This window comes from Paracoccus sp. SJTW-4 (genome assembly GCF_047716885.1).
Classification (GTDB): domain Bacteria; phylum Pseudomonadota; class Alphaproteobacteria; order Rhodobacterales; family Rhodobacteraceae; genus Paracoccus; species Paracoccus solventivorans.
Genome location: NZ_CP136681.1, coordinates 2,448,821 through 2,462,008 on the forward strand (window position 1 = coordinate 2,448,821; position 13,188 = coordinate 2,462,008).

The window sequence follows — 13,188 nt, forward strand, 5'->3', positions numbered from 1 at the left end:
GGCGGGCTTTTCCTTGTGACGCCATCAGGCCTTGCGGCCCTGCTTTTCCTTTTCGGCCGAGGCCCGCAGCGCCTCGCGCGCGGCGGCCCAGTCGTCGGCGCTCATGTCCGACAGATCGGCAAAGGTCGAGGGCGCGGCCAGATGGTGGCCGCCATCCACGGCGATGGTGGCGCCGTTGATGTAGCTGCAGGCGTCCGACATCAGGAAGGCGGTCAGGTTGCGCAATTCATGCATCTGCCCGAAGCGGCGCAGCGGCACCTTTTCCTTTTGCGTCGCGCCCACCGACGAGCCGGGGATCGGGTTCAGCTTTTCCCAGGCGTTCGGGGTCGGGAACGGCCCCGGCGCAATCGCGTTCAGGCGGATGTTCTTGGGCCCCCATTCGACCGCCAGCGACATGGTCATCGCCTGAATCGCCGCCTTTGACATGGCCGAGGGCGTGACGAAGGCCGAGCCGGTCCAGACCCAGGTGACCAGGTTCGACAGCACGGTGCCCGGCAGCCCGCCCGCGATCCAGCGCTTGCCGCAGGAAAGTGTGGCGTAGAACGAGCCGTCCATCACCGTCTGGGTGATCGCCTGATAGCCGCGCGGGCTCAGCGTCTCGGTCGGCGCGATGAAGTTCGCCGCCGCATTGTTGACCAGCCCGGTCAGCGGGCCGCTGTCCCAGATCTTCGCCACGGTCGCATCGACGCTTTCCGGGTCGCGGACATTGGTGATCAGGTAATCGGCCGCACCGCCCTCGGCCGCGATGGTCTTGCAGGCCTCGGCCAGCACCTCCTCGCGCCGGCCGCAGATGAACACGTGCGCGCCAAGCGCGGAAAAGCCGCGCGACATTTCCAGCCCCAGCCCGGTGCCGCCGCCGGTGACCAGGATGCGCTTGCCCGCCAGCAGGTCGGGCTTGTAGGGGCTTTGCGCGCGGATCTCAGAACTTGACATGGGCGGCACCTTTCAGGCCCAGCATGGCGCGGGCTTCATCGGGGGTGGCCGTCTCGATCGACAGCTCGTTCAGGATGCGGGTGATCTTTTCGACCTGCTGGGCGTTCGACCGCGCCAGCTCGCCCTTGGCGATATAGATGCTGTCCTCCAGCCCGACGCGGACATGGCCGCCCAGCGTGGCATTGGTCACCGCCATCGGCATCTGGTGGCGGCCCGCCGCCAGCACCGACATCACATACTGGTCGCCGAACAGCCGGTCGGCGGTGCGGCGCATGTGCAGCAGATGCTCGGTTTCCGCGGCGATCCCGCCGAGGATGCCGAACACGCCCTGCACGAACAGCGGCCCGTCGACCAGCCCGCGGTCCAGGAAATGCGCGAGGTTGTACAGATGCCCGACATCGTAGCATTCGTATTCGAAGCGTGTGCCCTGTTCGGACAGGGTGCGGATGCCGCGCTCGATCTGGGTGAAGGTGTTCGACAGGATGAAGTCCTGCGTCATCTCCAGATAGGGGCGTTCCCAGTCGTGCTGGAACTCCTTGATCTTGGCCGCAGCGCCCGAGATGTTGAAGTTCAGCGAGCCCATGTTCATCGAGGCGAGTTCCGGCGCAAAGGCCAGCGCCGGCGCCAGCCGATCCTCAAGCGACATGCCAAGGCCGCCGCCGGTGGTGATGTTGATCACCGCATCGCAGTTGTCGCGGATGCGCGGCAGGAAGCGGGCATAGTCCTCGGGCTTCTGCGAGGGCGCGCCGGTGCCTTCGACGCGGGCGTGCAGATGCAGGATCGCCGCGCCGGCGCGGGCGGCGTCGATGGCCTGGGTGCCGATGGCCTCGGCGCTGACCGGAAGATGCGGGCTCATCGTCGGGGTGTGAATCGAGCCGGTGATGGCGCAGCTGACGATCACCTTGCTGGATGGGCGCATGGCTTCCTCCTCCTCGGGGACGGCGGGCCTGGGCGCGCTGCCATGGCCCTGGGTCCAATTTCGTTTGCTTACTTATGGTATTTACGTAAACTATATCTGTAAAGCGCCGCGCGGGGTCCGCGGCGGAAAATACTGTTGCCAGCAATTGTATGCTAGCATATCGTATCCGTATTAAGTTCATGCGGCCGGGACAGGACCCCCAGCCGGATACCGGGCCCTGCCATCGGAGGAGAGATCAATGTCCAGCACAAGCAAAACCGCCATCGTCACTGGCGGCGGGCAGGGAATCGGGCGTGCCATCACCCTGCGCCTTGCCAACGAAGGTTACAACGTCGCCATCTTCGACCTGAAACCCGAGCTGGCCGAGGATACCGCCGCCGAGGCCCGCGCCAGCGGTGTCGAGGTCAAGGTCTACGGGCTGGACGTGGCCGACGAGGCCGCGGTCAACGCGGCGGTCGCGGATGTCGAGGAAAATGTCGGCCCGATCTGGGTGCTGGTGAACAACGCCGGCTGGGACAAGCCCGCGATGTTTCTGCAGACCGAAAGCGACCTGTGGGACAAGATCATCGCCATCAACCTGCGCGGCCCGCTGAACACCCACAAGGCGGTCTGCCCGCATATGGTCGGCCGCAAGGGCGGCCGGGTCATCAACATCGCCTCGGACGCGGCCCGCGTCGGCACCTCGACCGAGGCGGTCTATTCCGCCTGCAAGGGCGGGGTGATCGCATTCACCAAATCCATGGCGCGGGAACTGGCGCGCAGCAACGTGCTGCTGAACGCGGTCTGCCCGGGGCCGACCAACACCCCGATGATGGCGTCGGTGCTGGGCACGGGCGAGGATGCGGTGAAATGGAAGGACGCCATGGTCCGCGGCATCCCGCTGCGCCGCATGGGCGAGCCCGAGGATTACGCGGGCATCGTCGCCTTCCTGGCGTCCGATGACGCGGGGTTCATCACCGGCCAGACCATCTCGGTCTCGGGCGGGATGAACATGATTTGACGCAGATGCGCAACGAGCCGCAGGCGGCCGACGACCGGGAGGCGGACAATCCGCCCCCCGGCTTTGTGCCCTTGAACCCCTGTTCCGAGGCCGAGCTTCTTTCGGGTCCCTATTACGTGCGTCTGGACGAGGATGCACCCGCGATCGGGTTCAGGGTGCATCGCCGGCACCTCAATCGCGGCGGCATGTGCCACGGCGGGGTTCTGGCGACGCTGGCCGACATGAACATCACCCCGATCAGCCGCCGCGAGGATCTTGGCGAGGTCAATCCGACCATCTCGATGACGCTGGACTATTTTGCGCCGGTGGTGCTGGGGCAATGGGTCGAGGCGCAGCCCCAGATCCTGCGCCGCACCCGCAACATCCTGTTCAGCCGCTGCGTGCTGACCGCGGACGGCGTGCCCTCGGTGAACGCCAGCGTGGTCTACAAGATCGGCCGGAAACGCGACGGGGACAAGGGCGCATCCTGAGCGGCCTTCGGCCCGGCAGGCTGCACGCGCAAAGGCGGACCGGGGTGACAACCCGGCCCGCCGTGCGTTCTACAGCCGCACCAGCTGCTTGCCGTGGTTGCGCCCCGACATCATCCGCAGGAAGGCTTCGGGCGCCGTTTCGATCCCCTCCAGCACGTCCTCGCGGAATTGCAGATGCCCCTGCCGGTGCCATTTCAGCAGCCGGGCAAAGGCCTCGTCGCGGCGGTGCCACCAGTCAAAGACCACCAGCCCCTGCACGGTGGCGCGGGTCACCACCAGCCGGGCGCTCGATCGCAGGCCGATATCCTCGGACGCGGGCTTGTCGATGACGGCGATGCGCCCGACGATGGCCACGCGCGCGAAATTGGCCAGATTGGCCAGCACCGCATCGTGGATCGGCCCGCCGGTGTTGTCGAAGAAGAAATCCACCCCCTCGGGGCAGGCGTCGGCGACCGCCGCAGCCAGGTCCGGCGCGGTGCGATAGTTGATCCCGGCGTCGAAGCCGATCGAGCGGCAGTAGTCCAGCTTGTCGTCGCTGCTGGCCACCGCAACCACCCGCGCGCCCATCAACTTGGCGATCTGCCCGGCAATCTGCCCGACCGCGCCCGAGGCGGCGGAAACGACAACCGTGTCGCCGGGCTTCGGCCGGCCGATCTCGAACAGGCCGATATAGGCGGTGAGCCCTGGCATCCCCAGCCATGACAGCGCGGCCTGCGGCGGCGCATCGGGCAGCACCCGGTTGGCGGCGGCGGTGCCGCCCTGATCGGGCGCGATCACCGCATATTCCTGCCAGCCGAGGTTCATCGATTCGACCAGCTCGCCCACCTGCCAGCCGGGGTGGTTCGAGGCGATGACCTCGCCCACGCCGCCGCCGTGCATGGTTTCGCCCGGGCGAACGCCGGCGGTATAGTTCTTGGCCGGGCTGATGCGCCCGCGCATATAGGGGTCCATCGACAGCCAGCGGGTGCGGATCAGGATCTGGCCCGGGCCGGGCTGGGGAATCGGGTTCTCGACCAGCCGGAAATTCTCGGCCCGCGCGGCGCCTTCGGGATAGCTGTCCAGCACCCAGCTGCGATTCATGGTCATGCTGCCGTCCTTATGGTTGGGAATGCTTAAAGGAAGCCGCGCGCCCTTGCCACGCGCTCCAGATTGCCGGTGCCCTGCATCAGGATCTGGCTGCGGTTTTCCAGCTCGATCGCGGCGGCAAGGCTTCCGGCCTCGAGATTGGCCCACATGCCGCGCTTTGTCAGCCAGGTGTTCAGGCGACCGTTGTCAGCGATGGTCTCGGCCAGCTCGAGGGCGGCGGGCATCAGCCCCGCGGCGGTGGTGGTCTTGTGGACCAGCCCGATGCGCGCGGCCTCGTCGGCGTCGACCATGCGGCCGGTCAGCATCATCTCGAACGCGCGCGAGGTGCCGATAGCGCGAGGCAGCAGGTAGCTGACCCCGATATCGCAGCTGGTCATGCCCACCTTGATGAAGGCGGCGTTGAACTTTGCCCGGTCCGAGCAGATGCGCAGGTCGCAGCCCAGTGCCAGCCCCAGCCCCGCGCCGCAGGCGGCGCCATTGACCGCGGCGATCACCGGCTGGGGCAGCGCCCGCAGCCGGGTGACCAGCTGGGCGAAATGTTCCTGCCGCCCGGTCCAATAGGCGGCGGTCGCGACCGGATCCTCGCCGGTTTCGGCCGCCGCATTCAGGTCGAAGCCGGCGCAGAAGCCGCGCCCCTCGCCGGTGACGATGACGGCGCTGGCGTCAGAGCGGCCGATCCGGTCCAGCGCCGCAAAGAACGCATCGACCGCCGCGTCGTCAAAGGCATTCAGCCGCTCGGGGCGGTTCAGCCGGATCACGGTCACGCGCGGATGGGTGTCGTCCACAAGCACGGGGTCTTGCAGCATGATCGCCTCTTTTGCCGGGGGGTTGCGGTTCGCAGGATGATGCTCATGCAAACTAACATGGCAAGCGTGGTGCGCAAGATCGAAAGCTTGTTTACTTTATGGTAGCTAAGCTTCACACTGTCCCGGATACGGGATTTGGCGGACCGGGGAGAAAGGTCCGGGAGGAGGTACCGTGAAACGACTCGAGGGCCGCAGGGCCATCATCACCGGCGCCGGCAGCGGGATCGGCCGCGCCAGCGCGCTGCGCTTTGCGGCCGAGGGCGCGCTGGTCATGGCCGTGGGCCGGCGCGAGGCGCCGCTGCAGGAAACCGCCGAGTTGGCGCGCGCGGCGGGCGGCATCTGCATCGCCCATGTCGCCGACGCCGGCGACGAGGCCGCCATGCAGGTCGCCATCGACCGCTGCGTGCAGGAACTGGGCGGGCTGGAGGTGTTTTTCGCCAATGCCGGGAACACCGATTCCGTCACCCCGTTTCTGGAACAGACCGTCGCGCAGTGGCAGGCCATGTTCAGCGACAACGTGGTCCCGGCCTTCATCGCCTGCAAGCTGGCCGGGCGCCATATGGCCGAGCATGGCGGCGGCTCGATCATCCTGAACTCTTCCACCGGGTCGCTGCGGGCCCGCGGCGGCACCGAGGCTTACGGGGCGGCCAAGGCGGCGGTGAACCACCTGACCATGACCGCGGCCTGCGCCTTTGCGGGCCGCAACGTGCGGGTGAACGCGATCCTGCCGGGGCTGACCGAGACCGGCCTGACCAAGCCGATGTTCGACTGGGCCCGCACCGCGGGGAAAGAGGACCGGCTGGGCAAGCTCACCCCCCTGCAGCGCCCGGGCCATGTGGACGACATGGCGGCGGTGGCGGCGTTCCTCGCCTCGGACGATTCGGCCTATATGGACGGGCAGCTGCTGCCGGTGGACGGGGGGATTTCCGCCACCCACCCGGCGGGGAAGTTCGTCTACTGACCGCCGGTCCCGCGCGCCCCGGTGCGGCGGTTTCGCATGGGGCGGATGCAAGGCTTGACGGCGGCAATTCCGCCATGCTTCAGTATCGTAAGCTAGTATATCACATTAGCCCGGCCCCACCCGCATGTCTGCAGGCGGCGCGCGTCCGGCAGGGCGGTCCCGCCGCCCGACAAACAGGCGGCGGACCCCGCCGCGGTCAAAGCTTCGCGCAGGCGGCTGGCGACGGTCTGCCCCCCGCATTCCTCAAACCCGCAGGAACAGTCACATGGATTTCGAACTGCCGCAGGCCATCACCGACAAGCTCGCCGAGCTTGACGCCTTCATCGAGGCCGAGATCAGGCCGCTGGAACGCGAGAACGCCAGGTTCTTCGACCACCGGCGCGAATATTACCGCACCGACTGGGAAAACGACGGCGCCCCCAGCAAGGAATGGCGCGCGCTGCTGGCGGAGATGGAGCGCCGGGCCGACAAGGCCGGGCATCTGCGGCTGTGCCTGCCGGAAAGCTGCGGCGGGCAGGCGGCCGGCAACCTGATGAACGCGGCGATCCGCGAACATCTGGCCGCCAAGGGGCTGGGGCTGCACAACGACCTGCAGGACGAGAACTCGGTGGTCGGCAACTTCCCGATCGTGCCCGCCATCGCGAAATACGGGACCGCGGACCAGCAGGTCTATATCGAGGGCATCATCACCGGCGAGCGCCACCTGAGCTTTGCGCTGACCGAGCCGCGCCACGGCTCGGACGCGACCTGGCTGGAAACCAGGGCGGTCCGCGACGGCGACCACTGGATCATCAACGGCCGCAAGCGCTGGAACAGCCAGGTCGGCCGCGCGCAGGCGAACCTGGTCTTTGCCCGCACCAGCGGCAACCCCGGCGAGGCGCAGGGCATCACCGCCTTTATCGTGCCGACCGACACCCCCGGCCATCGCATCGTGATGAACCACTGGACCTTCAACATGCCCACCGACCATTCCGAGGTCGAGCTGAAGGATGTCCGCGTCCCAGACAGCGCCATCCTGCATGTCGAGGGCGAGGGGCTGAAGATCGCGATGATGTTCATCCACGAAAACCGCATCCGCCAGGCTGCAGGCAGCGTTGGCGCCGCCCGCTACTGCATTCAGGAGGCGGTGAAATACGCCAGAGAACGGGTGCTGTTCGGCGAATCCCTTTCCTCGCGGCAGGCGATCCAGTTTCCGCTGGCGGAACTGCACGCCGAATGCGAGGTGATCCGCAACTACGTCTTCCGCACCGCCTGGAAGATGGACCGGCAGGACTCTGCCACGATGTCGGACGAGGTGTCGATCTGCAACTACATGGCCAACAACCTGGTCTGCCGGGCGGCGGACTTCGCCATGCAGGTGCATGGGGGCCTGGGCTATTCCCGGCACATGCCGTTCGAGCACATCTACCGCCACCACCGCCGCTACAAGATCACCGAGGGCTCGGAAGAGGTGCAGAAGCGCCGCATCGCCCAGAAGCTGTTCGGTTTCCGCGGCCGGAGGGCGGAATGAGCGCGTCCCCCTCAACCCCGGCGACCGATTTCGATCCCGAGGCGCTGCGCGGCTTTCTTGGCGGCTTCCTGGGGCGCGAGGTGCGCGACCTGACGGTCGCGCCCACCTCGGGCGGGATGTCGAACCCGACCTATTTCGTCACCGCCGACGGCTGGCGGGCGGTGCTGCGCAAGCAGCCGGGGATGAAGCTGGCCAAATCGGCCCATGCCATCGACCGAGAGTTCCGGGTGATCGGGGCGCTGCAGGGCAGCGCCGTGCCGGTCCCGCAGCTTTATCATTACGAAGAGGACCCGGGCCTGCTGGGTACGCCCTTCTACCTGATGGAGTGGCTCGACGGCCGCATCTTCACCGAATACGCGCTGCCCGGGCTGGCCCCGGAGCAGCGGGGCGCGATCTACCGATCCATGGCCGCGACGATGGCGGCGATCCACAGCCTCGACTTCCGCGCCGCGGGGCTTGGCGATTTCGGGCGGCCGGGGAATTACTTCGAGCGCCAGATCAGCCGCTGGTCGCAGCTCTGGCAGCAGTATCGCAAGGGCGATGCCGACAACCCCGATCTGGACCGGATGCTGGACTGGCTGGGCCCCCGCATCCCCGACAGCCAGCTGCTGGCGCTGTGCCATGGCGATTGCCGGATCGGCAATCTGATGTTCCACCCGACCGAGCCGCGCGTCATCGGCGTGCTGGATTGGGAGCTTTCGACCCTCGGCCACCCGCTCGTCGACGTGGCGTTCAATACCCAGGCCTGGCACATGGCCCCCGATGAAAACGGCGGCCTGCTGGGGATCGAGCTGGCGGCCGAGGGGATCCCGGCCGAGGCGGATTATCTGGAGGATTATTACGCCGCCGCCGGCACCACCGAGCGGCTGAGCGATTTCCACCGCGTCTTTGCGATGTTCCGCGCCGCGGTGGGCAGCGCCGGCGTCGCGTATCGCGGCGAGCTGGGCAACAGCACGCTGCCCGATTCCGCGCAGGTTGGCCGCCGGCTTGCCGGCGCCTATGCTCGCCGCGGGATGGAGATCGCGGCCCGCAGCGGGCTTTAGGGGGAACCGGGGATGATGAGCATCGACGAGGCCGTGGCCGGGCGCCGCTCTGTACGGGGCTATCTGCCCGACGAGGTGCCGCAGGACAGGCTGCGCGAGCTGCTGGCGCTGGCGCAGATGGCGCCCTCGAACTGCAATATCCAGCCGTGGATCACCCATGTGCTGTCCGGGCCCAGCCTGCGCAGCCTTGGCGACAAGATGGTGGCGGCAGCCGAGGCCGGGATTCCCCCGGACCCGGATTTCTCTGCCGACCGCAAGTTCGAGGGGGTCTATCGCGCCCGCCAGATCGACGCCGCCGTCCAGCTTTACGGTGCGATGGGATCGACCGGCACGACCGCCCGCGCCGGGACTGGGCCTATCGCCGCAACCTCGATTTCTTCGGCGCGCCCCATGCAGCGCTGATCTTCCTGCATCACACGTTCGAGGAACGCGAGGCGGTCGATCTGGGCATCTATGCGCAGACGCTGATGCTGCTGCTGACCTCGCGCGGGATTTCCTCCTGCGCGCAGGGGGCGCTGGGGCTGTATCCGGGGATCATCCGCGAGCATCTGGGCCTGCCGCAGACGCACCGGCTGATCTTCGGCATCTCGTTCGGCTACGAGGACCCGGCGGTCGAGGCGAACCGCGCCCGCGTCGGCCGGGCCGGGCTGGAGGATGCGGTGGTGTTCCACCGCGACGCGGCCCGGGCCTAGCGGCCGCTGCCGGGCAAGAAGGCGAGCGATCAACGAGGAGGAGCGGATGGCGGGGAAGCTGGACGGATATGTGGCGCTGGTGACCGGCGCCTCGAGCGGGATCGGCGCGGCGACCGCGGTCGAACTGGCGGCGCAGGGCGCCCTTGTAGTGCTGGTCGCCCGGCGGGCCGAGCGGCTGGCCGAGCTGGCCGAAAGGATCGCCGCGGCCGGCGGCCAGGCGCGGGTGCTGGCCGCCGACATCGCCGAACGCGGGGTGCCCGCGCAGGTGGTGGCGGATGCGGTCGCGGCGGAAGGGCGGCTCGACATCCTCGTGAACGCGGCCGGGGTGATGCTCAACGGCGATGCCCTGGAACGGCCGCTGTCGGAATGGGAACAGATGGTCGACCTGAACCTGATGGCGCTGCTGGCGACCACCAAGGCGGCGCTGCCGCATCTGGTTCAGGCGGCGCAGGGCGCGCGGGGCGTGGCCGACGTGGTGAACATCAGCTCGATCGCCGGCCGCGTGGCGTCGCGGACGGCAGGGGTCTATAACGCGACCAAGTTCGGAGTTACCGCCTTCAGCGAGGCGCTGCGGCAGGAGTTCGCCCGGCGCAATGTCCGCGTCTCGGTCGTCGAGCCGGGTGCGGTGCAGACGGAACTGTTCGACCATCAGGCCCCAAAGGCGCAGGAACGCCTGTCGCGGGCCTGTCCGAGGTGGAATACCTGCACCCCGAGGACGTGGCCGAGACCATCGCCCATATCGTCACCCGCCCCCGCCGCGTCGCGCTGGCCGAGGTGGTAATCCGCCCCACCGACCATATCTGAGCGCAGCCGCCGCGGCGTGATGGCGGCAGCCTTCGGGCTTGCGCGCCTTCCGCCACGGACCCGCATCCGCGGCCGGGGCGTATGGGCGGGCGCCGGGTTGGCGCGCGTCCTGCATCTTCCGGCGGGAGAGGGCGATTCCGCCTTTCCCACAGCAAGAAGGGCGAGCCCCGAGGGGCTCGCCCGCCGTCCGCGCAGGACGAGAGGGAATTACTGCGCGGGCCGGTCCAGTTGGGCGCGGAAGAAATCCAGCATTTCCTGCGGATTTTGCAGCCCCGCGGCCTTGGCCTTGTCCAGCCATTCCGCGGTCAGCGGCGCCACCCGTTCCTTCATCCTGGCCAGTTCCGCGTCGTTCATGCGGTGGATCGTGCGGCCGCGGTTCTGCATCTCGGCGATGGCGGCCTCGGTTTCCTTGCGGTGCAGCTCGCCCGACATCCGGGCGACCGCAGCGCCCGAGACCTCGCGGATCGCCTGCTGGTCGGCCTCGGAGATCCGCGCCCAGGCGTCGGGATTGACCGACACCAGCACCGTGGTCGAGCCGAGGCTGCCCGGCACAAAGGTCATGCTGTGCAGCACATCGTCCAGCTTGAAGCCCAGCAGCGCGTCGGGCGGCGTGGTGGCGCCGTCGATCATGCGGCCCGAGGCCAGCTCATAGACCTCGGACACCGGCTTGTTGACCGGGGTGCCGCCCAGCAGCTCGATGATCCGGGTCAGCGACGGGCTGGAGCTGCGGATCTTGGCGCCCGCCCAGTTGTCCACCACCGACAGGTCGCGCCCGGTGGTGAAGACGTGGAACACCCCGGTCTGGAACAGCGCCAGCGGCACGACATCGGGGAAGACCTCCTGATCGGCCAGAAACTTCTCGTAAGTGGCCCAGACCGCGGGCGAGGTGCGGGATTCGTCGTCGCTGGCAAAGGGCAGCTCCATCCCCTCGACCTGCGGGAAGCGGCCGGGCGCATAGCTAAGCACCATCAGCGACATGTCCGCCATCCCGTCCGCCACTACGTCATATTGCGATGCGACGCTGCCCACCACCTTAGGGGTCTTCTGGATCTTGACCCGGCCCTCGGTGACCTTTTCGATCTCGGCGATCCAGGGCTCCATCAGCTGGGCGTCCAGCGCATAGCCGGCGGGCAGCCAGTTGGAATAGCGCAGGGTGACCTCCTGCGCCGGCGCCGCGGCGGCGCTGGCCGCCAGCATGACCCCGGCCAGCAGCCCAGAGCGGTTGAAAAACGACATTCGATACTCCCTGTATATTGCCGCCGCCACGGGCGGATGAAGGATCTGCCCCGGCGGGGGCAGACCGGCCGGTATCAGATCTTGCGCTCATGCCCGGCCCAGTAGGGGTCGCGCAGCACGTTCTTCATCACGGTGTTCTTGGGGGCCAGCGGCAGGGGCTCAGAGCGGAACTCGACCGACTTGGGGCATTTGTAGCCGCCGATCAGGGTGCGGCAATGCGCGATCAGCTCGTCTTCCGTCGCGGTCGCGCCGGGCTTGAGCACGACGACGGCATGGACCTGCTCGCCCCATTCCTTGGACGGGATGCCGATCACCGCCGCCTCGTGCACGGCGGGGTGCTGGAACAGCGCCCGCTCGACCTCGATCGAATAAACATTCTCGCCGCCGGTGACGATCATGTCCTTCACCCGGTCGGCGACATACAGATAACCGTCCTCGTCCAGATAGCCGGCATCGCCCGAATACATCCAGCCGTCGCGCAGCACCTCGGCGGTCTGCTCGGGTTTGCCCAGATAGCCCATCATCAGATAGTCCGAGCGCATGGCGATCTCGCCCAGCTCGCGGGGTGGCAGGGTCCGGCCGTCGGGCGAGACGATCCTGACTTCGACCCCCGGTCCGGGCTGGCCGCAGGAGCGGATGCGTTCCGCCTTTGGGCCGCTGAACACATGGTCGCGCCAGCGCAGCATGGTGGCGAAGCCGCCGGTCTCGGTCATGCCGTAGATCTGGTAGAACCGCAGGTCGGGCAGTTTCGCCGCCGCCGCGGCCATCAGCGCCTCGGGCATGGGCGAGCCGCCATAGACGCAGGTGCGCAGGCTCGATAGGTCGTATTTGTCGAACTCGGGGTGGCTGATCAGCATGTTGACGATAGTGGGCACCATCACCGCGTTGGTGACTTTGTGTTCGTGAATCGCCTGCATCATCAGCAGCGGGTCGAACTTGGGCAGCACCACATGGGTGCCGCCTGCCATGGTGATGTAATGCACCGGGCTTGCGCCCGAAAAATGGAAGAAGCCGCCGACATAGGCAAAGCTCAGATCCTCGACATCCGGGATCATGGCCAGCCACGCGGTGGCAGCGTGTCCCAGCGCGTTATGGGTCAGCGCCACGCCCTTGGGCTGGCCGGTGGTGCCGCCGGTATAGAACACCGCGTAAAGATCGTCGCCCTTGCGGTCGGCGTCCTCGATCGGGTCATGGCTGGCGATCAACTTCTCATAGGACAGCATGCCTTCGGGGGTGGGTGCGTCGCCGATGTGGATCACCGCCTTGAGCCCCGGGAAATCCCTGCGCAGCTGTTGGCCTTGCTCAGCAAAGCTGTCGTCCACGCAAAGGACCACCGCGTCGCAGTCGCGCAGCGCCAGCAGGTTTTCCTGGGCCGACCAGCGGACGTTCATTGGCGCGAAGCAACCGCCCGCCCAGGGCACCGCATAGAACAGTTCCAGATATCTGTCCGAGTTCATTGCCAGCACGGCGACGAAACCGCCGTCTTCCACGCCAAGCCGACGCAGAGCCGCAGCCATGCGCGGAACGCGGTCGCCCACTTCGCGCCAAAGGCGCTTGCGCGAGCCGCAAATGGTGGCGACGCCGTCGCGGTTGCGGTGAAGCGCCTGCTTGAGCAGCAGCGTACCTTGCATGTGGTTTTCCCCCTCGATCTTTGCCCGAATTGTTACGGACATGTCCTGTGCCGGCTGTCCGCAGACGGCGTCGGATGGTGCAGGTCCTGCATGTTCC

At 67.6% G+C, this 13,188-nt stretch carries 14 protein-coding genes; 8 read left to right on the top strand and 6 right to left on the bottom strand.

What is annotated here, in order from left to right; translation table 11 throughout:
* Nucleotides 1–24 precede the first annotated feature (24 nt).
* Together RSP45_RS12015 and RSP45_RS12020 are read right to left on the bottom strand one after the other, a co-directional pair.
* Nucleotides 25–933, bottom strand: a complete 909-nt coding sequence (locus tag RSP45_RS12015; RefSeq protein ID WP_415392091.1) for an SDR family oxidoreductase — start codon at nucleotides 931–933, stop codon at nucleotides 25–27.
* On the bottom strand, nucleotides 920–1,852 hold the full coding sequence (locus tag RSP45_RS12020) for a 3-keto-5-aminohexanoate cleavage protein (RefSeq protein WP_415392092.1): 933 nt from the start codon (nucleotides 1,850–1,852) through the stop codon (nucleotides 920–922). The genes RSP45_RS12015 and RSP45_RS12020 overlap by 14 nt, the downstream gene beginning before the upstream one ends.
* 238 nt (nucleotides 1,853–2,090) lie before the next feature.
* On the opposite strand from RSP45_RS12020, the gene RSP45_RS12025 reads away from it, so the two are divergent.
* A complete protein-coding gene (locus RSP45_RS12025) occupies nucleotides 2,091–2,852 on the top strand; it encodes a glucose 1-dehydrogenase (RefSeq protein ID WP_415392093.1) in 762 nt (253 codons plus the stop codon).
* A 5-nt stretch (nucleotides 2,853–2,857) separates the two neighbouring features.
* Nucleotides 2,858–3,322: a PaaI family thioesterase gene (locus RSP45_RS12030; RefSeq protein WP_415392094.1), complete on the top strand. Its 465-nt coding sequence runs from the start codon at nucleotides 2,858–2,860 to the stop codon at nucleotides 3,320–3,322.
* Nucleotides 3,323–3,391: 69 nt separating this feature from the next.
* Here RSP45_RS12030 and RSP45_RS12035 read toward each other — a convergent pair whose 3' ends face one another.
* Both RSP45_RS12035 and RSP45_RS12040 read right to left on the bottom strand, forming a co-directional pair.
* Nucleotides 3,392–4,408 carry an NADP-dependent oxidoreductase gene (locus RSP45_RS12035; RefSeq protein ID WP_415392095.1) on the bottom strand — a complete coding sequence of 339 codons (1,017 nt, stop codon included), beginning with the start codon at nucleotides 4,406–4,408 and terminating at the stop codon, nucleotides 3,392–3,394.
* 26 nt (nucleotides 4,409–4,434) lie between these two features.
* Nucleotides 4,435–5,214: an enoyl-CoA hydratase-related protein gene (locus RSP45_RS12040; RefSeq protein ID WP_415392096.1), complete on the bottom strand. Its 780-nt coding sequence runs from the start codon at nucleotides 5,212–5,214 to the stop codon at nucleotides 4,435–4,437.
* Between the two features lie 172 nt (nucleotides 5,215–5,386).
* Here RSP45_RS12040 and RSP45_RS12045 point away from each other — a divergent pair, with 172 nt between their 5' ends.
* The 6 genes from RSP45_RS12045 (at nucleotide 5,387) to RSP45_RS12070 (ending at nucleotide 10,201) form a co-directional block, all read left to right on the top strand.
* Nucleotides 5,387–6,175 carry an SDR family NAD(P)-dependent oxidoreductase gene (locus tag RSP45_RS12045; RefSeq protein WP_415392097.1) on the top strand — a complete coding sequence of 263 codons (789 nt, stop codon included), beginning with the start codon at nucleotides 5,387–5,389 and terminating at the stop codon, nucleotides 6,173–6,175.
* A gap of 265 nt (nucleotides 6,176–6,440) precedes the next feature.
* The gene (locus RSP45_RS12050) at nucleotides 6,441–7,685 is read left to right on the top strand and encodes an acyl-CoA dehydrogenase family protein (protein WP_415392098.1); all 1,245 of its coding nucleotides are present in this window, start codon (nucleotides 6,441–6,443) and stop codon (nucleotides 7,683–7,685) included.
* Nucleotides 7,682–8,728 (top strand): phosphotransferase family protein, encoded by a 1,047-nt coding sequence (locus tag RSP45_RS12055; RefSeq protein WP_415392099.1) that lies wholly within the window; start codon nucleotides 7,682–7,684, stop codon nucleotides 8,726–8,728. The genes RSP45_RS12050 and RSP45_RS12055 overlap by 4 nt, the downstream gene beginning before the upstream one ends.
* Nucleotides 8,729–8,740: 12 nt before the next feature.
* Nucleotides 8,741–9,130 (top strand): nitroreductase family protein, encoded by a 390-nt coding sequence (locus RSP45_RS12060; protein WP_415392100.1) that lies wholly within the window; start codon nucleotides 8,741–8,743, stop codon nucleotides 9,128–9,130.
* Nucleotides 9,131–9,135: 5 nt separating this feature from the next.
* On the top strand, nucleotides 9,136–9,420 hold the full coding sequence (locus RSP45_RS12065; protein WP_415394060.1) for a nitroreductase family protein: 285 nt from the start codon (nucleotides 9,136–9,138) through the stop codon (nucleotides 9,418–9,420).
* A gap of 46 nt (nucleotides 9,421–9,466) precedes the next feature.
* Complete coding sequence (locus RSP45_RS12070) at nucleotides 9,467–10,201, top strand: SDR family NAD(P)-dependent oxidoreductase (RefSeq protein WP_415392101.1); 735 nt, start codon at nucleotides 9,467–9,469, stop codon at nucleotides 10,199–10,201.
* A 230-nt stretch (nucleotides 10,202–10,431) separates the two neighbouring features.
* On the opposite strand, the gene RSP45_RS12075 is transcribed toward RSP45_RS12070, so the two are convergent.
* Nucleotides 10,432–11,460 carry a TRAP transporter substrate-binding protein gene (locus RSP45_RS12075; RefSeq protein ID WP_415392102.1) on the bottom strand — a complete coding sequence of 343 codons (1,029 nt, stop codon included), beginning with the start codon at nucleotides 11,458–11,460 and terminating at the stop codon, nucleotides 10,432–10,434.
* A 74-nt stretch (nucleotides 11,461–11,534) separates the two neighbouring features.
* Entirely contained in the window at nucleotides 11,535–13,133 is a 1,599-nt protein-coding gene (locus tag RSP45_RS12080; protein WP_415392103.1) for an AMP-binding protein, read from the bottom strand.
* Between the last annotated feature and the right edge of the window lie 55 nt (nucleotides 13,134–13,188).